The sequence below is a fragment of the Bacillus sp. FSL K6-3458 genome (assembly GCF_038005045.1).
Classification (GTDB): Bacteria; Bacillota; Bacilli; order Bacillales; family Bacillaceae; genus Bacillus; species Bacillus altitudinis.
In genome coordinates, this window is sequence record NZ_JBBOSI010000001.1 from 1789434 (window position 1) to 1810560 (window position 21127).

Genomic DNA, 21127 nt, shown 5'->3' on the forward strand with positions numbered 1-21127 from the left:
TTTTACATCTCATATTGTAACAGTCTCTTTGTATGAATGACAAGGAAATAACGTTTTATCTATTATAGACCGGAAACTTGTATGTGCTGCCTGCCCGAATTTCGTTCGCTTTGACGCCTTGATTCAGTGCTTCAAAGTCTTCGATCACTTCATCTAATGGCTTACTTGTATGCACGATAGAGACGACGGTTTGTCCTTGTTTAACAGTGACAGTTTTATATGCCTGTTTTTCAGCTGTTTGAAAGGCGCTGGCGGAAACAGCAGGGCCTTCCTGAACGGGGATCGTTCCATTTTTTAAATCAAAAAAGATAATAAAGAGGACAAACAAACTGACTAGTAAAAAAATAATTCGCCGCATTTTACTCACCGCTTTTAAGAGTTTACTTCAGATTATGCATGTCCCTGAGTTGATAGAACAAAAAAGAGTGAAAAAGCTAGGAAGGGTGGTTCTAGTGAGTTCTAGTATGACTTGTAAGTAAAAAAAGTTTGGAAAAAGCAATCCTAAGCCCTTACTTTATTATGATAAAATCAAAACAGGGGGAGAGTATATGAAGAAAATCAGTCAGCATATATATGTAAGAACACTAACAGAAAGTGATGCAGAAGCACTATTAACACTTGAACGAGAAAACCGCACTTATTTTCAGCAATTTACACCTTTGGTTCAGGATGATTTTTTTACTGTACCTCGTCAAAAGGAACGGATTAACCGCAGTATGCAAAGGCGTGCAAAAGATGAAGCCTATATGCAGGGTATTTTCTTAAATGAAACAGATGCATTAATTGGAACGATCTCACTCAATTCTGTTGAAAGAGGACCGATTCAAGGAGCTTTACTTGGATATGTACTTGATGAAAAGCAAGGCGGGAAGGGGTATATGACAGAGGCGATTCGTTTGATTATCGATTATGCCTTTTATGAACTGTACCTTCACCGTATTGAGGCTGGCGTAAAACCATCTAACATTGGTTCCATTCGTGTGCTTGAGAAGACAGGGTTTGAAAAAGAGGGACTTCATCGTAAAAAAGTAAAGATCAATGATAAGTGGGAAGATCACTATTGGTTTGCGATCATCCATCCAGATGAGTCATAGGGTCAAACAAAAAAGCTCCCCAAAATGAGGGAGCTTACAGCGTGTAGACAAACCCACGCATTCTTTGTCAGTCCTGTGCGCTGGTACTCACGAATGACAAATTCGCTCCGTAAAAGTAGCTGTCCTTCCTAGACTGCAAAGGTTTTCTATCACGCTGAAAAGAAGACAAAGGGCTAAAATCAACAATATTTTAGCCCTTTGTCAACAATCTGAAAGCTCCCCAAAATGAGGGAGCTTATTTTTTTGCAGGTATTTCTTTAACGACAAGATATAAGAAAATAAAGTTAATCACCCAATTTAATAAAAATGAGTTTGCAACCGGCGTGTTTAATGCACTCATGATGGCGAAAAAGACGGTTGTTAATGTGAGTGAATAGGCAGAGAGCTTCCAAAGCATTTGAAAGGACAGCTCTTTTTGCTGCATTCGTTTAATAAATGTGCCAAGCATGGCTAGGAATGTTGCGCTGATGAACATGAGAGCAGCAGTAGATAGGTACAGCAGGACACAAATGACAGGGATAATGATCGCTTGATTCTGGTTTGTGACGCTGGCAAGTTCATCTTTTGTGAGTGTTCCGCCAAGCAGCTGGTATGGAATATCTGTCATTTGTCCGTCAATGGCAATCACTGCTTTTTCTTTCAATAACGCAATGGCTGTTTGTTTTGATTCAAGCTCACTTGATTTTATTTTTTCAGCGGGATCAAAGATAATCGTGATGCCATTTTCTTCTTTTTCGATCGGCGTGCTTTGATCCGCTTGAAGCGTTCCTTTTTCAATGGAAAAGTCGGGTAAATCTTTTTTAATCACATGTTGAAATCCTGACATCGCATTTGAAATCTCTTGGCTCATATGATAGCCCTGGGGGACAGCTGCGATGATCGAAAGGATAAAGATGAATAAAATGGCCTTTCCAATCCCAGTAAAACGAGCTCTGGCAATATCTTTTGGTGAATAAATTCCTTTTAACAATAAACTAAATACGTTCAACCGATTCACTTCCTACATTCTTTTCTATTTCTCACATTGTATCAATGTCTATCCATCCAGTACAAGTACGGCCTTCATTACTGGTTAAGATAGAAGGAATGAGGCATAATGTATACAGCATATAAAAAGGAGGCGGCAGCGGATTGGACGTGCTGTATTGGATTTTGATCGGCTGTGCATTTATCATTGCGTTTGTGGGACTTGTCTATCCAATCATTCCTAGTGTGGTTTTCATGGTTCTTGGGTTTATTTTATATGGGCTCTTTTTTAGCTTTGAGAAATTGACGCTCACCTTTTGGCTCATTCAAGCCATGTTTACAGCTGTGTTATTTGCTGCGGATTATGTCTCCAATCTGATTGGGGTGAAACGCTTTGGCGGCAGCCGGGCGGCCATTTGGGGAAGTACCATTGGGCTTTTAGCCGGTCCTTTTGTGATTCCGATTGCTGGAATTATCATTGGTCCATTTATCGGCAGTGTCATCGCAGAGCTGCTCGTTCATCAAAAAGATCTGAAGACAAGTGTGAAAGTTGGGCTTGGCTCATTAATTGGTTTTGTGTCAGGCGTATTTGCAAAAGGGTTGATTCAAGCACTGATGCTGGGAATCTTTTTGTTTTATGTGCTTCGCTAAATGGAAAATCGGTGTTTAACACTCTTTCTGAAGGGTTAAATACAAAATAAACACTGAAATGTTTCAGATCATGAGCAATAACGTTGAAACAAGCCGTTTCTTTTGATACTCTTTGATTAGGGTGAATTGCTTGCTTACTAAGGAAGCATTTCAGTACATACATTTCTAAGGAGGAATTTAACCATGGCTTTTAAACTTCCAGAATTACCATATGCTTACGATGCATTAGAACCACATATCGACAAGGAAACAATGACGATTCACCACACAAAACACCACAACACTTATGTAACAAACTTAAACAAAGCAATCGAAGGTGTATCAGCTCTTGAAGATCAATCAATTGAAGAGCTAGTGGCTAACTTGAACTCTGTGCCTGAAAACATTCGTACAGCTGTACGTAACAATGGCGGAGGACATGCAAACCACTCATTATTCTGGACGCTTCTTTCACCAAACGGTGGCGGCGCACCAACTGGTGAACTTGCAGATGCGATCGAAAAAGAATTAGGCGGATTTGAAAAATTCAAATCTGATTTCGCTGCAGCAGCTGCAGGACGCTTTGGTTCTGGTTGGGCATGGCTTGTTGTGAACAATGGCAAACTTGAAATCACAAGCACACCAAACCAAGATTCTCCTTTAACTGAAGGAAAAACACCAATCCTAGGACTAGACGTTTGGGAGCATGCTTACTACCTAAACTACCAAAACCGTCGTCCTGATTACATTTCAGCATTCTGGAATGTTGTGAACTGGGATGAAGTGGCTCGCCTTTACAGCGAAGCTAAATAAATGATTTGATTTGAAAAGACCTGCTTCTCTCTGAGAGCGGGTCTTTTTATATTTTCCCTCCTTTTTTTACATATCTGCCTTTTGATGAGACAGACTATTGTGTAGAAAAGGAGAATGAATGATATGAGCAGATTAAAGAAAATGTTCGGGGACATGGATGTCACAAGAGATTTATTGCTCCTCCTCACGATTGGCGGATTATACGCACTTGCGATTGCGCTTTCGAATACGTTTGTGAACGTGTATTTATGGAAACAGTCTGGGCGATTTACAGACCTTGCGATTTATAACTTGGCGATAGTTGTCCTTCAGCCCATTACCTTTTTATTTGCTGGTCGGCTCGCTAAAAAAATAGATCGTGCATTTGTCCTTCGTTTCGGTGTCATCTTCTTAGCCGCTTTTTACTTAATTGTTCTCATGGCAGGAGAGCAAGCGGCAGCTCGGCTCGTGTTATTAGGCAGTGTGCTTGGAATCGGCTATGGTTTTTACTGGCTTGCCTTTAACGTGCTCACTTTTGAGATCACTGAACCTGAAACAAGGGATTTCTTTAATGGATTTTTAGGAGTGCTTACCTCTACAGCTGGTATGATTGGGCCGCTCATTGCAGGAATTGTGATTTCTCAATTAACGGATGATACAGGCTATACAGTGATTTTCACTTTATCGCTTTTTTTGTTTTCACTAGCGGTGGTGATGAGTTTTTTCCTCAAGAGGAGACAATCTAAAGGAAAATTTATCATTAAGCAAATTTGGAAAGAGCGCCATGCGGACGAGAATTGGCGTAAGATCACAACTGCTCACTTTTTTCAGGGGCTCCGTGAAGGCGTGTTTGTCTTTTTAATCAGTGTCTTTGTGTTTATTGCAACAAACAGTGAGCTTGCTTTAGGCACATTTGGTCTAGTCAATTCAGGTGTTGCCTTTTTCGCCTATTTTTTTGCTACCCGTTTGATTAAGAAAAAATGGCGCAAAAAAGCGATTATGTTTGGCGGGCTTATTTTATACGGCGCTTTATTTTTAATCGTCTTTCACTTGTCCTATGTATCACTGCTTATGTACGCTGTAGCCATTGCGATCGGCTACCCGCTTCTGCTTGTTCCGTATGTCTCTTTAACTTACGATGTCATCGGTCATGCCAGATATGCAAGAAAAGCCCGAATTGAATATATTGTCGTCAGAGAACTATTTTTAAATGCAGGGCGTATTTGTTCGATTGTCTTTTTTCTTTTATCTGTCACCTTACTGGGCGATCGGCTTGGGATTCCTGCTTCACTTGTCGTACTCGGAGCGGGGCACACCCTTATTTATTATTTTGTAAAGGACATTCATTTAAAAGAGAAAACAGCTGATATAGAAGAGGCTGACGGTCAAAAGCCTGTTTCTCAAACGAACCTTATGAAGGGAGAAAGGTAAAATTTCTTACCAATGGAACATCAAATTTCTAGATAAATGATAGAAAAACCGCTAAAATGATGATGGCACCTTTTATACACAAAAAGGGGTGCCATTTCTTTCTTGATAGAAAAGGTGATGTGATGAGAAACAAGAAAAACAAAAAAGACGCGAAGGAAGGGCGCAAAACACTTCCGATCCGGCTGAATTTATTATTTTTAGCTGCGTTTATTATTTTTACCGGTGTTGTGGTCAGACTCGGTTTTGTGCAGATTGTGAATGGAGAAGATTATAAAAAGCAGGCAGAAAAACAAGAAGACGTAAATGTCAGCTCATCTGCTCCGCGCGGAAAAATTTATGATCGAAACTATAACACGATTGTCAGCAATAAAGCGCTAAATGCCATTACATATACGAGAACCTCGACGACTTCACAAGAAGAGCGGCTCAAAGTGGCAACAAAATTAGCAGATATGATTCACGTAAGTACGAAGAAAATCACAGATCGTGATAAAAAAGATTTCTGGATCTTAACCCATCCGAATGAAGCGAAAAAGCTTGTTCAAAAAGAAGCCGATTTAAAGGGTGACGATAAGGTCTCTGATGATAAACTATACGAGCTCCAGCTGAAACGCATCACAGACAAGGAATTAAATCAACTGACGAAAAAAGATTTGCAAGTGCTTGCGATTAAAAGACAAATGGATGCAGGCTATGCACTTACGCCTCAATTCATTAAAAACGAAGATGTTAAACCAAGTGAAATTGCTTACGTCTCTGAGCATTTGGACGAGCTGCCAGGTGTAGATGTCACAACAGACTGGTCACGCAGCTATCCTTATAAAGGACTGCTCCGCAGTATGCTCGGCAGTGTGTCTTCAAGTGATGAAGGTCTTCCGTCGTCACTGCTTGAACATTATCTATCACTCGGCTACAGCCGAAATGATCGTGTAGGAAAAAGCTATCTTGAATATCAATATGAAGATGTCCTGCAAGGTCAAAAAGAAAAAGAACAAAGTACAACAGATAAAGAAGGCAATGTCACAAGCTCTAAAGTGTTAACAGAAGGAAAGAGCGGGAAAGACCTTGTGCTGACGATTGATATTCAGCTGCAAAAAGCGGTGGAAAAAATCATCGAAAAGAACTTGAAAAGTGCGAAGCAAAGAGGCGGCACAGAACTTCTTGATCGTGCGTTTGTTGTCATGATGGACCCGAGAAATGGGGAAGTGCTCTCGATTGCGGGTAAACAGATTACCAATAAGAATGGGACATACAAATTTGATGACTATGCACTAGGAACGATGACATCATCATATGCGATGGGATCAGCAGTAAAAGGGGCAACTGTGCTGACAGGTTATAAAACAGGCGTCCTTCATATTGGAAGCACCCAATATGATGAACCGCTCTATATCGCTCAGTCACCGCCGAAAAAATCCTATCAAAATATGGGACTCATTAATGATTTAACCGCACTAGAACGTTCATCAAACGTGTATATGTTTAAAACAGCGATTGCAATTGGGAAAGGGGAATATCGTAAGAATCAGCCGCTCCCAATTGATACAAAGGCGTTTGATACGTTCCGTTACAATTTTAGTAAATTTGGTCTTGGAGTGGAGACAGGTATTGACCTGCCAAACGAAGCAACTGGCTATCGTGGAACGTCTACACAATCCGGTCTTTTACTTGACTATGCGATTGGACAATATGACACGTTTACACCGCTGCAAATGGCGCAATACGTTTCAACGATTGCCAATGGCGGCTATCGTTTACGTCCTCAGCTCGTAAAAGAAGTGAGAGAGCCAGATCCGCAAAGAGGCATTGGGGCTGTAACAGAGTCCGTCAAGCCGGATGTACTGAATAAGCTCGATATGACAAGTGATGAGATCAAACGCGTACAGCAAGGATTCAAGCTTGTGATGCAGAACCCAAGAGGGACAGCATATTCGAACTTTGGCAACAAAAAATACAATCCAGCTGGCAAAACAGGGACCGCTCAATCATTCTATGACGGCCCGATTAAAAGCAAACGCGGCACACCAACGTATAACACAACACTTGTTGCGTATGCGCCTGCTGATAATCCAGAAGTAGCGATTTCAGTTGTCGTGCCTTGGGTGTATCAAGATTACAACCAGCGCTATCCGATTACAAATGATATTGGTGAACAAGTATTAGACAAGTACTTTGAACTGAAATCAAAACAGGAAAGCAATGATACACAAGCGAAGAACAAAAACAAAATTGAAAATGAAGCAGAAACAAATAACTAGACCTTTTCTAGGTAAAAACGCTCACTTTTTGTGGGCGTTTTTTTATATTTTCTTCAAACTTTTCGATATAAATTGACAAAAATCATAAAAAACCCCGCAATTTCTCTACAAATCTTCGACATTTACAAAACCTTAACATTCCATTTAAACGAAATTAATAAAGAACCTTTAATGTATTACTCGTAGGACAAATTATTCAGGGGGTATTCTTGAAATGAAAAAGAACAAATTATGGCTGCTTACTTTCCTTACTATCGCATTGTTAGCATTCGTCACAGCATGCGGAAACAGCAGCTCAAGCGGAGATTCAAAAGACAGTAAAGGAAATGCTTCAAACAAAGATGAGGCATCAGGTTCCATTACCATCTCAGGATCATCTGCGATGCAGCCTTTAGTTCTTGCGGCAGCAGAAAAATTCATGGATAAACATCCAAAAGCCGATATTCAAGTACAAGCCGGCGGTTCAGGAACAGGACTTTCTCAAGTATCAGAAGGATCTGTACAAATTGGGAACTCAGATGTATTCGCAGAAGAGAAAGACGGAATCGACGCAAAAGCTTTAAAAGACCACAAAGTAGCAGTTGTTGGAATGGCGGCAGCTGTTAACCCTGAAGTTGGTGTCAAAGACATCACAAAGGACGAATTGAAAAAAATCTTCACTGGTAAAATCAAAAACTGGAAAGAGCTTGGCGGGAAAGACCAAAAAATCACACTTGTGAACAGACCAGACTCATCAGGAACTCGTGCAACATTTGTGAAATATGCACTTGACGGCGCGACACCTGCAGAAGGAATCACAGAGGATTCTTCAAACACAGTGAAAAAGTTGATTGCAGAAACACCAGGTGCGATTGGGTACCTAGCATTCTCCTATTTAACAGATGACAAAATTACACCGCTTAGCATTGATGGTGTGAAACCAGAAGAAAGCAATGTAGAAAGCGGTAAATATACAATTTGGGCATACGAGCACTCTTATACAAAAGGTGAGCCAGAAGGTTTAGCAAAACAATTTTTAGATTACTTGATGAGTGACGAAGTACAAAAAGAAATCGTTAAAGACCAAGGCTACATCTCAGTCTCTAATATGAAAGTAGAAAGAGACGCAACAGGCAAACAAACAGATAAGTAAAAGGTCTTGAATTGATGATGAAGGAAAAGTGGAGCTTTTCACTTTTCCTTTTATGACATTCATAGGAGTGTAGAAAAAGATGAAACAGATAGAACATACAGAAGCGAGCGATCGACTGATCAGCTCGAAAAAAAATAGGCAAATGGATGAAGTAAGAGGAAGTATTTTGGTGAAATTTTGCGCATTCTTAATGATTGCTGTATCAATTGCCATCACAATCTTCCTTGGCATTAAGGGTTTACAATCTTTCATCGTAAATGGTGTAAGCCCAATTGAGTTCTTAACCAGTATCAATTGGAACCCTACAGCGGAAAATCCGCAATACGGCGCATTTCCATTTATCTTTGGATCAATCGCTGTCACGCTTCTATCAGCACTCATAGCAGCACCGCTAGGCATCGCAGGAGCGATCTTCATGACAGAAATTGCACCTGCATGGGGACGGAAAATTCTCCAGCCAGTGATTGAACTGCTTGTAGGGATTCCATCCGTTGTTTACGGATTCATAGGTCTTACAGTATTGGTGCCGTTTATTGGACACTTTAAGTCAAGCGGTTCAGGGCACAGTGTTTTAGCAGGAACGATTGTCCTTTCTATTATGATTTTGCCGACTGTTACATCCATTGCAACTGACGCAATGGCTTCACTTCCAAAAAGTTTACGTGAGGGATCGTATGCATTAGGCGCAACAAGATGGCAAACGATCAGACGTGTTCTTGTACCTGCAGCGCTTCCGACATTAATGACAGCAGTCGTGCTTGGAATGGCAAGAGCATTTGGAGAAGCCCTTGCCGTTCAGATGGTCATTGGAAACACGCGTAATCTACCAGAAAGTATTATGGACACAGCTGGTACATTAACAACCATTATTACGTTAAACATGGGACATACAACGTATGGAAGTGTTGAAAACAATACACTTTGGTCAATGGGACTTGTCCTTCTAGTTGTATCATTTATGTTCATACTCATTATCAGATACTTGTCATCTAGGAGGAAGATTTAATGAATAGCAAAATGACCGATCGTTTTGCCACAATCGTTTTTGGATTATGTGCCGCCATTATCACGGCGATACTTGTTGGCTTGTTTTCTTATATCATCTTCAACGGTGCCAAAGAATTAAATTTTGACTTTTTGACTACCCGCTCAAGTGCGATTGGCTCTGGTGGCGGTATTAGGGATCAGCTGTTTAACTCGTTTTACATTCTATTTATTACGATGCTGTTTACCGTGCCTCTTGGCGTGGGCGGCGGGGTGTACATGGCAGAATATGCACCTCAAAACAAAGTAACCGATTTTATTCGTACATGTATTGAAGTGTTATCCTCTCTGCCATCGATCGTCATCGGTATGTTTGGTTTGCTGATGTTTGTTAATTTAACAGGATGGGGCTATACGATTATCGGAGGAGCCCTTGCGCTGACTGTCTTTAACCTGCCAGTGATGGTCAGGGTGACAGAAGATGCACTTCGATCTGTACCGAAGGATCAAAAGGAAGCATCGCTTGCGCTCGGTGTGACAAAGTGGCATACGGTGAAGACGGTTCTGATCCCAGGTGCGATTCCATCCATTATAACTGGAGCAATTTTAGCATCGGGAAGAGTTTTCGGTGAGGCGGCTGCTCTTCTTTTCACAGCAGGTCTTTCAACACCGCGTCTTGATTTTACAAACTGGAGTCCTTTCTCCGATACGTCACCACTCAATATTTTTAGACCGGCAGAAACATTAGCCGTTCATATATGGAACGTCAATACACAGGGGATTATTCCAGATGCAGAGGCCATTGCAAATGGTGCATCAGCCGTACTTGTGCTCTCTGTATTAGTATTCAACTTAGCAGCTAGATGGCTTGGTTCATTTATTCATAAGAAGCTTACGTCAAAATAAATAGTGAGAGGTGTGAAGGGGATATGGTTCAAATGCTAGCAGAAAAAAAAGAGATTGCAGCAAAAAAGGCTCCACTTCAAGCGGAACAGATTCTACAGGTGCAGGATTTAAGTATTTATTATGGTGAAAAAAGAGCAGTCAATCAAATTTCATTTGAAATTGAAAAAAATGCAATTACGGCATTAATCGGCCCATCAGGGTGCGGAAAATCGACTTTTTTACGCAGCATTAACCGCATGAACGACCTAATTCCAGGTGCACGAAGTGAAGGGGCGATCATGTACGAAGGGTTAAATATTTTGGATGACCGTATTAATGTGGTGAATTTAAGAAGAGAAATCGGGATGGTCTTCCAAAAGCCAAATCCATTTCCTAAATCCATCTACAACAACATTACGCATGCGCTAAAATATGCGGGTGAAAAAAGGAAATCAGTGCTTGATGATGCGGTAGAAGAAAGCTTAACAAAGGCAGCGCTATGGGATGAGGTCAAAGATCGCTTGCACCGCTCTGCCTTATCATTATCAGGCGGCCAGCAGCAGCGCCTCTGTATTGCACGTACCCTTGCGATGAAACCTAGCGTGCTTTTATTAGACGAACCGGCTTCTGCTTTAGACCCGATCTCAAATGCAAAAATTGAAGAACTATTATCGGAATTAAAACATGATTATTCGATTGTCATTGTCACACACAATATGCAGCAAGCGTTACGTGTATCTGATCATACAGCCTTTTTCCTGAACGGTGATCTAGTGGAATACGATGCGACTGAACGTATCTTTACACGTCCTGCGCAGCAAAAAACAGAAGACTATATTAATGGTCGATTCGGATAAGGCGGGTGGATTTTGATGAATGCAGTAGCAACTGAAACAGCCAAAAAAGAAGTGTTTCGTGTGAATGATATGAACCTTTGGTATGGACAGCATCACGCACTGAAGCATATTGATTTAGACATTAAAGAGCATGAGGTCACAGCGATTATCGGTCCGTCCGGCTGCGGAAAGTCAACATTTATAAAGACCTTAAATCTCATGGTCAAAACAGTGCCAGGTGTGAAAATCACTGGGGATATGATGTATAACGGTGACAATATTTTAAAAGGCCGTGTCGATCTAGTGGAACTGCGTAAAAACGTCGGGATGGTCTTTCAAAAAGGAAACCCATTCCCTCAATCTATCTTTGATAATGTCGTCTACGGGCCAAGAATTCACGGGGTGAAGAGCAAGCAGCAATTGAAAGAAATCGCTGAAAAAGCGCTTCGTGATGTTGCCCTTTGGGATGAAGTGAAAGATCGATTAAGTGCACCTGCATTAGGTCTTTCCGGCGGTCAGCAGCAGCGTCTTTGTATCGCAAGAGCCATTGCCACAAGCCCGGATATTCTATTAATGGATGAACCAACATCTGCGCTTGATCCTGTTTCAACATTAAAGATTGAAGAATTAATCATGAAACTGAAAGAGAAATATACGATTGCCATTGTGACGCATAATATGCAGCAAGCGGCAAGGGTATCAGACCGAACAGCGTTCTTCTTAATGGGCGAGCTTGTTGAGGTCAATGATACGAATGTGATGTTCTCAGAGCCAAATGATCAAAGAACAAATGATTATATATCAGGACGATTTGGATAATCAAAAACCCCCTGGAGGTCAATGCCGCCAGGGGGTTTTTGATGTTATTTTGTTAAGGCTTTGACAATTTGTTTGAATGTCATACCTGTTTTTAAATTGAATTTGCCGGCACGAATTTCTTTATGGTAGCCTGCGTCTATCACGTAATCATTAAAATCTTTAGACGAGTTGATGATTCCGTCCTTTTCAAGCATGTCTGAAACATCACTTGTGCTCATACCGTTTTTAATCACGAATTTAACCGTTTTGCCTTTTGGCTTGTCCGTTGTTTGTTTATCGTTCTGAGAATCGCCGTCTTCATTTGCTTTCAGCGCTTTTTCTTTATAATCAAGAAGTTGTTGATATGTTTCACGGCTGACGGAGACTTCTTTTTTAGAGTCTAAGTAATTTTTCACGTCAGTGTCTGTCACTTTCGCTGCGAGGGTTTCTTTTGTTGTAGAATCAGCTGCCGCTTCATCTTTTCCAGTAAGGAAAAAGACGATCGCCAGAACACCAGTTGCAAGAATCATACCTGCTGCAAACGTTTGGATGCTTTTTTTCGTCATACAAGCACCCTCTCGTTGTCTTTAATGATCATGTTCACATCTTCTACAGATACATGCTCAGCGCGCGCAATCGCCTCAGGAGACATGCCATTTTGATGCTTTGAAATGATTTGTCTTGCAATAGATGGATCAATTTCTGAATGCTTGCGGACAACGATGTTTGTTTCAAGCAATTCTTCTTCAAGAACCTTCATTTTCTTTTTCAGTTTATAGATTTCTTGCATTGCAGATAGTTGAAGTGTTTCAAGTTCCTGTTCGACTTCTTTAATCGGCTCTCTTTGAAAATATGAGAATGCGATCAGTACAATACTGACAACAAGCAATCCGATAATTGCAATTTCCATGTTTCATCACCTTTTATTCATATTTTAATGCTGAAAGCCAAAAAAGGCTCTCATGATTGTTTCAGACAGTTTTCGACCCTTCTTTTTTATACCATAAAAAAGCTAGTTTCAAAAGGAATTGCTGAAAAAATCACCTTTTTTTCATCATTTTTCTTTTTATAGGGAAACCAAGTATGAAAACCTTGCCCGCTGTTAAAATAAAAGAAGACGGATCAGATGAAAAAAAGCTGTGGAACAAAGAGGGGGTTCTCATGTATACAGTACGACAAAGAACGTGTTTTTATAGGGGAGAAGGCGATTTTTCATCACATGACCAGACAATATGGATCAGGATGTAGGTGGAATGCATTGAAAAATGAAATTGGTGAAAAAACATTCTAGCATTCCTTAGCTAGAAGTGGTATTATAGTTAGGTCTGAATGTGAATTGATTTTAGTTTGGAGGGAAAAACATGCGCGTAAATATTACTCTAGCTTGCACTGAATGCGGTGAGCGTAACTATATTACTAAAAAGAATAAGCGAAACAATCCAGATCGCGTTGAATTCAAAAAGTATTGCTCACGTGATAAAAAACAAACTTTACATCGTGAAACAAAGTAAGCAGCAGGGAATTTTCCTGCTGTTTTTTTATGATGGGAGATGAACCTGTATGAAAAAGGAGCTCCGCCTTCAAACATTGGCCATGCTTGATCAGATAAGCGCTGGAGAGTTCAATCGCCACGCTTCTCTACTTCATGAACACGTGCTGCAGCTGTCAGAATGGAAACAGGCGAAAACGATTGCTTTGACTATGTCTAGGGGAAAAGAAATACCGACAATGCCTCTGATTGAAAAAGCGTGGGAAGAAGGAAAAACAGTTTGTATTCCCACCTGTTTTCCGAAAACAAAAGAGATGGTGTTTTATGAATATACACCTGAAACAAAGATGACATCCAGCTACTTTGGACTATTGGAGCCAGACCCTCTTGAGGCTACAGTTGTACATAAAGAAGCCATTGATTTGATCATTGTCCCTGGGGTGTGCTTCGATCAGCGTGGTTACCGGATTGGGTTTGGTGGGGGCTATTATGATCGCTACTTAGCGGACTACCACGGCGTAACCATTGCCCTTTGTTTGTCTTTACAGCAGACGAGGCATATTCCGGCTGAAGCGCACGACATACCGGTATCTATGATTGTCAGTGAAAAAGGTACGTTATATCAAAAGTGAAAGCCCGCTCATTGTCCAAAAACGGGCTTTTTGTGTTGAGATCGTTTCATTAGCTCAGGGCATTTTAGCTAGTAGGAGTCATATATTGAAAAAATTTCGAGGAAAGAAAAGATACTTCCGTAATTTGTGGTAGGAAGTGAATACTTTTGACTTACAACTTGATCATGATTCATGGGTTTATTTTTGGCATACGCACCTTGATTTTTTTTGTAGTCGGAAAAATAAGAAGAGAGCATATCAAAGCGTTCAAAGATTTAATCGTCCTTCATCAATTTGACGTTTCTTATGATTAATCTGAGTGTGAAGAGGTCTATTATATTCAATCAAAAGAACAAGGGATTAGGCTGTGAAAACTGATTAATAAAAGACGCGCCATTGTCAGCGATAAAAATAATGGTTCATGCATAAACAAATCCTATTTAAGCCACGATACGAACATAGGAGGGAATATGATGAATAAAATGATTTGGAGCATTGTGTTCACACTGTTTGCATTCGTTCTTGTGCAAAATCGTTATCGGCTCATGAATTTGATCTTAGGTCAAAACCAAGTGCGTCACTTTTTTATTAAATGGCTGATGAAAATCCCATATTTTCGGACGAAATTTATTCGCCAAGCATTCTAATCCCGCAAAAGCCGGGATTTTTTTGTTGAGAAATGCGTATAAGAGTAATTCTTGCTATAATAATGTAAAAAATGGAGCGCGAATGAATGAATGTCATAGATAGTCTATTTTGGCGAGTGATTGATGAACTCAGACAAAAAGGATACGAGATGATTCAAAGTCCGTACCCAGAAGATGAAATCTTTTTTGAAGCACCACGAAACTCAGGATATGATCTCATCCGTCTCTATAGAAGAGATGTGAATTTTAGACAGGAGATCGTTCGAGATATGGAAGAGCAGGTCTTTCGGATGAATCAGTTGAGAGAAGCCATGCGTAAACGTTCTCTCCATCTCCTTCAGCTACAATTTACAGCTGATCATCCAGTAGATGATTGGGAAGACATAAACGGTCAACCGCAAAAACAACAAAAGGTGATGGTGACACCTGTTTTACTGAATGAAGAAACCCTTCAAAACGATGGACACGAGCTGCAAAAATGGCTGAATACATCACTCTCGATTGATGTAGAAGAGGCGAAGGCAGATACAGCCGAAAATGTGATGCAGCTTAAAATGAACGTGCTTCAGGCATTTCAAGATCAGGAAAAGCAACGTGAACGAGAACGGGCCGTTTTTCAAAATGGCAGACCGATTTTTACCTACTTGTTAATCGCAGTTCAAGTGGTGATGTTTCTTTTACTTGAATTATCTGGTGGAAGTACAAATACAGCCACTTTAACAGCATTCGGTGCGAAAAATAATGTGCTGATACTAGAGGGTGAATGGTGGCGTTTTGTGACACCTATGTTTTTACACATTGGTTTGACGCATTTACTCTTTAATACATTTGCTCTTTGGTCCGTTGGAGCAGCTGTTGAGAGAATTTATGGTTCAGGAAGATTTTTGCTGATTTATTTAGTTTCCGGCATCTTTGGCTCCATAGCGAGCTTTGTGTTTAATACAGCCATCGCAGCAGGAGCATCAGGTGCGATCTTTGGCTGTTTAGGCGCATTGTTATATTTAGCGATCTCTAACCGGAAGCTCTTCTTTCGTACGATGGGGACAAATATTATCGTGATTATCCTCATCAACTTAGGGATAGGTTTCACTGTATCAGGGATTGATAATGCAGGGCATCTTGGGGGGCTCGCTGGGGGATTTTTAGCCGCTTTAGCGGTCCGTCTTCCTAAACAGTTTCAGCCTGTCAAAATGCTTCTTGCTAGTCTTCTTCTCCTCCTTATTGGCGGCTTTGGATTGTATACAGGGTTTCATTCAGACGATCAAAAAGAAGCGGCGGCAACTAGCGAGGCAGCGAGTTTATTTGATGAAAAGAACTATAGCGAAGCAAGTCAGCGTCTAGAGGAATATGTAAAGCAAAAGGATGCCTCAGCTGAAGCACTTCATATATATGCGCTTTCCGAAGCGCAGCTTGGACATCTTGACAAGGCCATTGAGTATTTGCAAAAGTCGCTTGAAAAAGATCCAAATGAGCCGAATAAATTGTATCACTTATCGTTGTTGTATGTAGAAAAAGGCGAGACAGCGGAAGCAGACGACTTCATCGAAAAAGCATTAAAACAAGATCCGCAAAATGACCAATTTTTAAAGTTGAAACAATATATTGAAAACACTCAAACACGTTGAATGACTTGACTGAAAGCGTATTTATGAATACGCTTATCCTATCTGTTGATTTAGAGAAATGGTGAAAATAATGAAAACGTTATATGATGTACAGCAGCTGCTCATGAGATTTGGAAATTACGTGTATTTCGGAGATCGTGAAGTGGAATTAGAATTTATGGCAGATGAATTGAAGGAAATGTACACATCGGGCATCATCGATCGAACTGAATGGTCAAACGCAATGACCATCCTTCAAATGGAACTAGCCAAATTAAATCGAAAAACAATGTGAAGGTGGAGGACATATGACAGGGGATTGGTTTGTAGGAGTTGATCTTGGCGGTACGACAATTAAGCTTGCGTTTATTAATCTTTATGGTGAAATTCAGCATAAGTGGGAGATTCCTACGGATAAATCTGGGCAGACAATTACAGTCGACATTGCCAAGTCAATTGATCATAAACTAGTTGAGATCAGCATGCCGAAATCAGCCCTAATTGGGATCGGTATGGGGGCACCTGGACCAGTGGATAAAGTATCCGGAATTGTCTATAAAACAACGAATCTGGGCTGGACAAACTATCCCTTGAAAGACCATTTAGAGGCAGAGACAGGACTTCCATCTGTCATCGAAAATGATGCGAACATTGCTGCACTCGGTGAAATGTGGAAGGGTGCAGGTGATGGCGCCAAAAACATCCTGATGGTTACACTGGGCACAGGGGTTGGCGGTGGTATTATTGTCAATGGAGAAGTGGTTCAAGGCGAAACAGGTGCTGGTGGAGAAATTGGTCATATTTGTGCCGTTCCATATCAAGGAGCACCATGTAACTGCGGGAGAACAGGCTGTATTGAAACCATTGCGTCTGCCACAGGTATCGTCCGAATCGCAAAAGATACATTACAAACAAAGAGCCATACATCATCACTTGGCTCACTTACTTCGCTGTCTGCAAAGGATGTATTTGAGGCAGCAGAAAACGGAGACGAACTTGGGATGCATGTCGTAGATGAAGTAACAACCCATCTTGGTCTTGTCCTTGCGAATCTAGCCAGTGCCTTAAACCCAACAAAAATCGTCATTGGCGGCGGTGTATCTAAAGCGGGCGAGCTTCTTCGCAGTAAAGTAGAGCGTGTCGTCAAACATCATGCCTTCCCGCCCTGTGCTGAGGATGTTGAAGTGGTGATTGCCTCACTAGGAAACGATGCAGGCGTGATCGGCGGTGCATGGATGGCAAAAAACAAGTGGCTGTCTTGAACAAAAATGTCATAATGATGTCATTTTTATTAAAATCAGCGATAGATAGGCATGAAATTGAATGTTTAGCATATTCATAAGTTTGTCATGGGGAAAAAGACATTGATTTTCCAGCATAGACAGGATAAGATATACTTTAGTTATTTTTGAAGAAGCACCAATAATTGGGGATGTCCCTAACCTGAGTGCGTTTTTAGCATAAGGAGGTTACAATGCGAAAGAAAAGATTAAAGGCGATTTCATTTTTACTGATTGCGACTTTGTTAATGTGGGTGAAAACCTATGTTATCTATAAATCTAGTTTTAATATCAAAATTGAAAATTTCATGCAGGAATTTATCCTGTTTATTAATCCGCTTAGCTTTCTCTTGTTTATCTTCGGTATCGGTTTATTCTTTAAAGAAAAAAATCGCAATCGATATATCATCGTGACGAGTTTTGTTCTGACATTTATTTTGTTAGCTAACATTGTATTTTATCGATTCTACAGTGATTTTCTAACCATCCCCGTCCTATTTCAAACAAACAATATGGGTGACCTCGGGTCAAGTATTACCTCTTTAATTGAACCAGTTGATTTTCTGATGTTTGTTGATATCATCATTTTAATTTGGCTCTATAAAAAACAGCCTTCCTTTAGAACAGATGTAACGATTTCACGTAAGGGACGTGCAGCTTATTATTTATTTGTGGCAGCCACTTTCTTTTTTAACCTTGGTTTGGCTGAAACAGAAAGACCAGAGCTGTTAACTCGTTCATTTGACCGTGAGATGCTAGTGAAAAACATCAGCTTATATAACTTCCATATTTATGATGGGGTTCTGCAATCGAAGCAATCCGCTCAGCGAGCACTTGCCGACAGCAATAGCTTAACTGAAATTGAAAACTATGTAAGTGCAAATCAAACAGACCGTAATGAAAAGACGTTTGGTCAAGCAAAAGGACGAAATGTCATTCTAGTATCGCTTGAGTCTACCCAGAGCTTTGTGATCAATGAAAAATTGAATGGGAAAGAGATCACGCCGTTCTTAAACAAATTGATCAAGAAAAGCTACAATTTCAGTAATTTCTATCATCAAACGGGTCAAGGGAAAACATCCGACTCCGAGTTTATTGTTGATAATTCACTCTATCCACTTGGAAGAGGAGCTGTATTTTTCACAAATCCAAGCAACGAGTTCAAAGCCGCACCTGAGTTGTTAAAAGAGGAAGGCTATCATTCTTCTGTTATTCATGCGAATAACAAAAGTTTCTGGAACCGTGACCTGATCTATGACAGCTTTGGCTACGACAAATTTTTTGATATTAAATCATTCGATGTAAATGAAGAAAATTCAGTTGGCTGGGGGCTGAAAGATGGTCCATTTTTTGAGCAGTCAGTAGATTTAATGAAAACGATCCCGCAGCCGTTCTATACGAGATTGATTACATTAACGAACCATTTTCCATTTGACCTAGATGAAGAAGATAAGCTCATTGATGAATATGACTCAAAGAGCAAAACGTTGAACAAATACTTCCCTACAGTGCGTTATCAAGATGAGGCACTAAAGCTTTTCTTTAAAAAAATGAAAGAAGCAGGGTTATACGATAACTCCATTTTTGTGTTATATGGTGATCACTACGGGATTTCTGAAAACCATAACGAAGCAATGGGACAATTCTTAAATAAAGACATTACACCTTTTGAAGAAGTTCAGCTGCAAAAAGTACCATTTGTTGTACACATTCCTGGTATCACGGATAAACATCCAAAAGAGATTGATACAGTTGGCGGGCAAGTAGATATCCGTCCAACAGTCATGAACCTTCTAGGAATTGATACAAGCAAGCAAATTCAATTTGGTCATGACCTATTATCAAAAGATACAAATGACTTCACAGTGCTTCGAGATGGAAGTTTTATTACGAAGGACAGTGTTTTCACAGCTGGTGTGTGCTACAACAAAAAAACGGGTGAGCCGAGAGAAGATGAGTCTGGTTGTCAGTCTTATGAAGAAAAGGCAAAACAAGAGCTTCAATTCTCTGATCAAATTATCTATGGAGATCTCCTTAGATTTTATGACCGAAACAACTCGGACCATTCACCATCTAAAAAAGAAGATGACACTGAGCTAAAAAAGGCGTCTTAATATAAAAGAAAACCTCTGCTATTTACATGCAGAGGTCAGATTGTAGAGAAACTCATGTTTTTCTACAATCTTTTTTATTTTCATCGTAATGATGATGGATGAGATTGAATGAAAAAGGCCTCCCACACACCTAACCTAGCTTCGCTAGATGTGTGGCAATCTTCTTCATGTTCTGACAGGCAGCTGTGAGAAGCACTTGCTCACTCACATTTTGTTTTCCCCTCAACCGGCAGTAGCGAAGCCCGTGCAGTTGTTTTGAATCTGCAAAGCTTCGCTCTATTTTTTCTTTTCTTTTTTTATATAGCTCTTTTCCAGAGACAGATAGACGATTTTGTCTGATCCTTTCTTTATGTTCTTCCCATATGTGTCTTGAGATGACTTTTTGATGATTTTTCGACCTTGTGCATCTTTCAAGGAAAGGACACGATGTACATTTTTTAGGATCTGATTTGTAGAACCTATAACCTTTTCGATCAGTTGTTGTATATAATAGCTTCTCACCATTTGGGCATATGTAATGATCATGTTCAGAGTCATACTTGAATTTCCACTTCTCAAATAAACCTCTTGTTGGATGAAAGCGTCTATGTGCGATGACACCAAAAATACGGCGATCTGATAAACCTTTACAGATTGGGGTTGTCAAATAACCAGAATCAAGGGCAACAGCTTCTACTTGAAAACCAAATCGTGCGATTTGGTGATCCAACCGATCAAGATACGGAACAGAATCATGGACATTACCGGGCGTGATGTGGGCATCCGTGATGATATTGTACTTCATATCCGTTGTACGGTGGTCTAGGTAGAAAAAGCCTTCTGGCTTGTTTTCACGATAAAGATAGCCACTTTCAGGATCAGTCGTACTTTGACGAATGTCTTTTTCCGTTTTCACCTCCTCTTTTACCTTTAAGGGCTTTTTTCCGTGTGCCACCCGATCTTCTTGGATCGCTTCTTCTAAATCATTTATATAGTTCTGGGTATCCTGCTCAATCGTTTTTCTCATATATTTATGTTTATTGGCATTGGCTTTAAGATGAGTGGAGTCAGTAAAAAGAACGCGGCCTCCTACCATATCATGATTGATAGCTTGAAGCACGATCTCGTCGAAAATGTCTTGAAAAATCGTTGTATCTTTGAATCGAGTACGACGATTCCAGCTAATGGTCGAGTGATGAGGAACGGGGTCATTGATGTTCAAACCTAAAAACCATCTATACGCCATGTTATAGTAAATTTCTTTTTCAAGTTGTCTTTCAGAACGGATACCATACAGGTATCCGATGAACATCATTTTGAACAAAATGAGTGGATCGAGAGAAGGACGACCTTTATTCTCACTATAATATGGTTTTACTTTGTCTATGATAAATGAAAAATCAATGTATTGATCAATTTTACGAAGTAGGTGATCCTCTTCGACCAGTTGATCTAGTAATACAAATTCGGCTTCGTGCTGAGAAGAATTTCTAGTGTGGAACATGAGAAAAACACCTTCCTTTAGTATGCTTTTCTCTATTATAAAATGGGGTAGTGGAAAATTTAAGGGGAAAAATAAAGCTGTCGAGATTTTCTC

Annotated in this window: 22 protein-coding genes; 17 read left to right on the plus strand and 5 right to left on the minus strand. The window is 40.2% G+C overall.

Going from position 1 to position 21127, the window contains the following annotated elements; genetic code table 11:
- Positions 1-55 precede the first annotated feature (55 nt).
- Entirely contained in the window at positions 56-358 is a 303-nt protein-coding gene (locus MHH23_RS09555) for a hypothetical protein (RefSeq protein WP_340959416.1), read from the minus strand.
- Positions 359-548: 190 nt separating this feature from the next.
- Here MHH23_RS09555 and MHH23_RS09560 point away from each other — a divergent pair, with 190 nt between their 5' ends.
- Positions 549-1094, plus strand: a complete 546-nt coding sequence (locus MHH23_RS09560) for a GNAT family N-acetyltransferase (protein WP_286068003.1) — start codon at positions 549-551, stop codon at positions 1092-1094.
- Between the two features lie 235 nt (positions 1095-1329).
- Here MHH23_RS09560 and MHH23_RS09565 read toward each other — a convergent pair whose 3' ends face one another.
- On the minus strand, positions 1330-2082 hold the full coding sequence (locus tag MHH23_RS09565) for a DUF1189 domain-containing protein (RefSeq protein WP_007501266.1): 753 nt from the start codon (positions 2080-2082) through the stop codon (positions 1330-1332).
- A gap of 143 nt (positions 2083-2225) precedes the next feature.
- Between MHH23_RS09565 and MHH23_RS09570 the strand changes: the two genes are divergently transcribed.
- The 9 genes from MHH23_RS09570 (at position 2226) to pstB (MHH23_RS09610) (ending at position 11827) form a co-directional block, all read left to right on the plus strand.
- The gene (locus tag MHH23_RS09570; protein ID WP_007501265.1) at positions 2226-2711 is read left to right on the plus strand and encodes a DUF456 domain-containing protein; all 486 of its coding nucleotides are present in this window, start codon (positions 2226-2228) and stop codon (positions 2709-2711) included.
- Between the two features lie 183 nt (positions 2712-2894).
- The gene (gene sodA, locus MHH23_RS09575) at positions 2895-3503 is read left to right on the plus strand and encodes a superoxide dismutase SodA (RefSeq protein WP_007501264.1); all 609 of its coding nucleotides are present in this window, start codon (positions 2895-2897) and stop codon (positions 3501-3503) included.
- A gap of 123 nt (positions 3504-3626) precedes the next feature.
- The gene (locus MHH23_RS09580) at positions 3627-4913 is read left to right on the plus strand and encodes an MFS transporter (RefSeq protein ID WP_008342348.1); all 1287 of its coding nucleotides are present in this window, start codon (positions 3627-3629) and stop codon (positions 4911-4913) included.
- A 122-nt stretch (positions 4914-5035) separates the two neighbouring features.
- Positions 5036-7171: a peptidoglycan D,D-transpeptidase FtsI family protein gene (locus tag MHH23_RS09585; protein WP_017358000.1), complete on the plus strand. Its 2136-nt coding sequence runs from the start codon at positions 5036-5038 to the stop codon at positions 7169-7171.
- 214 nt (positions 7172-7385) lie between these two features.
- On the plus strand, positions 7386-8303 hold the full coding sequence (locus MHH23_RS09590; protein WP_017367609.1) for a phosphate ABC transporter substrate-binding protein: 918 nt from the start codon (positions 7386-7388) through the stop codon (positions 8301-8303).
- A 79-nt stretch (positions 8304-8382) separates the two neighbouring features.
- A complete protein-coding gene (gene pstC / locus MHH23_RS09595) occupies positions 8383-9309 on the plus strand; it encodes a phosphate ABC transporter permease subunit PstC (RefSeq protein WP_017357999.1) in 927 nt (308 codons plus the stop codon).
- On the plus strand, positions 9309-10193 hold the full coding sequence (pstA, locus tag MHH23_RS09600) for a phosphate ABC transporter permease PstA (protein ID WP_007501259.1): 885 nt from the start codon (positions 9309-9311) through the stop codon (positions 10191-10193). Before pstC ends, pstA begins: the two co-directional genes overlap by 1 nt.
- A 23-nt stretch (positions 10194-10216) precedes the next feature.
- A complete protein-coding gene (pstB, locus tag MHH23_RS09605; RefSeq protein WP_007501258.1) occupies positions 10217-11029 on the plus strand; it encodes a phosphate ABC transporter ATP-binding protein PstB in 813 nt (270 codons plus the stop codon).
- Positions 11030-11044: 15 nt separating this feature from the next.
- The gene (gene pstB / locus MHH23_RS09610) at positions 11045-11827 is read left to right on the plus strand and encodes a phosphate ABC transporter ATP-binding protein PstB (protein ID WP_017367606.1); all 783 of its coding nucleotides are present in this window, start codon (positions 11045-11047) and stop codon (positions 11825-11827) included.
- A 44-nt stretch (positions 11828-11871) separates the two neighbouring features.
- Here pstB (MHH23_RS09610) and MHH23_RS09615 read toward each other — a convergent pair whose 3' ends face one another.
- Positions 11872-12372: an endolytic transglycosylase MltG gene (locus tag MHH23_RS09615; protein WP_008342335.1), complete on the minus strand. Its 501-nt coding sequence runs from the start codon at positions 12370-12372 to the stop codon at positions 11872-11874.
- Positions 12369-12716 (minus strand): hypothetical protein, encoded by a 348-nt coding sequence (locus MHH23_RS09620; RefSeq protein ID WP_003217285.1) that lies wholly within the window; start codon positions 12714-12716, stop codon positions 12369-12371. The genes MHH23_RS09615 and MHH23_RS09620 overlap by 4 nt, the downstream gene beginning before the upstream one ends.
- A 451-nt stretch (positions 12717-13167) precedes the next feature.
- Between MHH23_RS09620 and rpmG the strand changes: the two genes are divergently transcribed.
- The 7 genes from rpmG (at position 13168) to MHH23_RS09655 (ending at position 19551) form a co-directional block, all read left to right on the plus strand.
- Complete coding sequence (rpmG, locus tag MHH23_RS09625) at positions 13168-13317, plus strand: 50S ribosomal protein L33 (protein WP_008360061.1); 150 nt, start codon at positions 13168-13170, stop codon at positions 13315-13317.
- A 49-nt stretch (positions 13318-13366) separates the two neighbouring features.
- Entirely contained in the window at positions 13367-13927 is a 561-nt protein-coding gene (locus MHH23_RS09630; RefSeq protein WP_340959418.1) for a 5-formyltetrahydrofolate cyclo-ligase, read from the plus strand.
- 452 nt (positions 13928-14379) lie between these two features.
- Positions 14380-14553, plus strand: coding sequence for a hypothetical protein (locus tag MHH23_RS09635; protein WP_017367602.1), 174 nt, complete (start codon positions 14380-14382; stop codon positions 14551-14553).
- An 86-nt stretch (positions 14554-14639) separates the two neighbouring features.
- Positions 14640-16178 (plus strand): rhomboid family intramembrane serine protease, encoded by a 1539-nt coding sequence (locus tag MHH23_RS09640; RefSeq protein ID WP_340959419.1) that lies wholly within the window; start codon positions 14640-14642, stop codon positions 16176-16178.
- Positions 16179-16248: 70 nt separating this feature from the next.
- On the plus strand, positions 16249-16452 hold the full coding sequence (locus MHH23_RS09645; RefSeq protein WP_008342322.1) for a YqgQ family protein: 204 nt from the start codon (positions 16249-16251) through the stop codon (positions 16450-16452).
- Between the two features lie 13 nt (positions 16453-16465).
- Positions 16466-17419 carry an ROK family glucokinase gene (locus tag MHH23_RS09650; protein ID WP_024718834.1) on the plus strand — a complete coding sequence of 318 codons (954 nt, stop codon included), beginning with the start codon at positions 16466-16468 and terminating at the stop codon, positions 17417-17419.
- Between the two features lie 212 nt (positions 17420-17631).
- Complete coding sequence (locus tag MHH23_RS09655; RefSeq protein WP_340959420.1) at positions 17632-19551, plus strand: LTA synthase family protein; 1920 nt, start codon at positions 17632-17634, stop codon at positions 19549-19551.
- Between the two features lie 130 nt (positions 19552-19681).
- On the opposite strand, the gene MHH23_RS09660 is transcribed toward MHH23_RS09655, so the two are convergent.
- Complete coding sequence (locus MHH23_RS09660) at positions 19682-21034, minus strand: IS1182 family transposase (RefSeq protein WP_340958755.1); 1353 nt, start codon at positions 21032-21034, stop codon at positions 19682-19684.
- Positions 21035-21127: the final 93 nt, after the last annotated feature.

Coding starts and splice junctions, on each gene's coding strand:
- MHH23_RS09555 (WP_340959416.1), bottom strand. CDS start 358: ATGCGGCGAATTATTTTTTTACTAGTCAGTTTGTTTGTCCTCTTTATT.
- MHH23_RS09560 (WP_286068003.1), top strand. CDS start 549: ATGAAGAAAATCAGTCAGCATATATATGTAAGAACACTAACAGAAAGT.
- sodA (WP_007501264.1), top strand. CDS start 2,895: ATGGCTTTTAAACTTCCAGAATTACCATATGCTTACGATGCATTAGAA.
- MHH23_RS09580 (WP_008342348.1), top strand. CDS start 3,627: ATGAGCAGATTAAAGAAAATGTTCGGGGACATGGATGTCACAAGAGAT.
- MHH23_RS09585 (WP_017358000.1), top strand. CDS start 5,036: ATGAGAAACAAGAAAAACAAAAAAGACGCGAAGGAAGGGCGCAAAACA.
- MHH23_RS09590 (WP_017367609.1), top strand. CDS start 7,386: ATGAAAAAGAACAAATTATGGCTGCTTACTTTCCTTACTATCGCATTG.
- pstC (WP_017357999.1), top strand. CDS start 8,383: ATGAAACAGATAGAACATACAGAAGCGAGCGATCGACTGATCAGCTCG.
- pstA (WP_007501259.1), top strand. CDS start 9,309: ATGAATAGCAAAATGACCGATCGTTTTGCCACAATCGTTTTTGGATTA.
- pstB (WP_007501258.1), top strand. CDS start 10,217: ATGGTTCAAATGCTAGCAGAAAAAAAAGAGATTGCAGCAAAAAAGGCT.
- pstB (WP_017367606.1), top strand. CDS start 11,045: ATGAATGCAGTAGCAACTGAAACAGCCAAAAAAGAAGTGTTTCGTGTG.
- MHH23_RS09615 (WP_008342335.1), bottom strand. CDS start 12,372: ATGACGAAAAAAAGCATCCAAACGTTTGCAGCAGGTATGATTCTTGCA.
- MHH23_RS09620 (WP_003217285.1), bottom strand. CDS start 12,716: ATGGAAATTGCAATTATCGGATTGCTTGTTGTCAGTATTGTACTGATC.
- rpmG (WP_008360061.1), top strand. CDS start 13,168: ATGCGCGTAAATATTACTCTAGCTTGCACTGAATGCGGTGAGCGTAAC.
- MHH23_RS09630 (WP_340959418.1), top strand. CDS start 13,367: ATGAAAAAGGAGCTCCGCCTTCAAACATTGGCCATGCTTGATCAGATA.
- MHH23_RS09635 (WP_017367602.1), top strand. CDS start 14,380: ATGAATAAAATGATTTGGAGCATTGTGTTCACACTGTTTGCATTCGTT.
- MHH23_RS09640 (WP_340959419.1), top strand. CDS start 14,640: ATGAATGTCATAGATAGTCTATTTTGGCGAGTGATTGATGAACTCAGA.
- MHH23_RS09645 (WP_008342322.1), top strand. CDS start 16,249: ATGAAAACGTTATATGATGTACAGCAGCTGCTCATGAGATTTGGAAAT.
- MHH23_RS09650 (WP_024718834.1), top strand. CDS start 16,466: ATGACAGGGGATTGGTTTGTAGGAGTTGATCTTGGCGGTACGACAATT.
- MHH23_RS09655 (WP_340959420.1), top strand. CDS start 17,632: ATGCGAAAGAAAAGATTAAAGGCGATTTCATTTTTACTGATTGCGACT.
- MHH23_RS09660 (WP_340958755.1), bottom strand. CDS start 21,034: ATGTTCCACACTAGAAATTCTTCTCAGCACGAAGCCGAATTTGTATTA.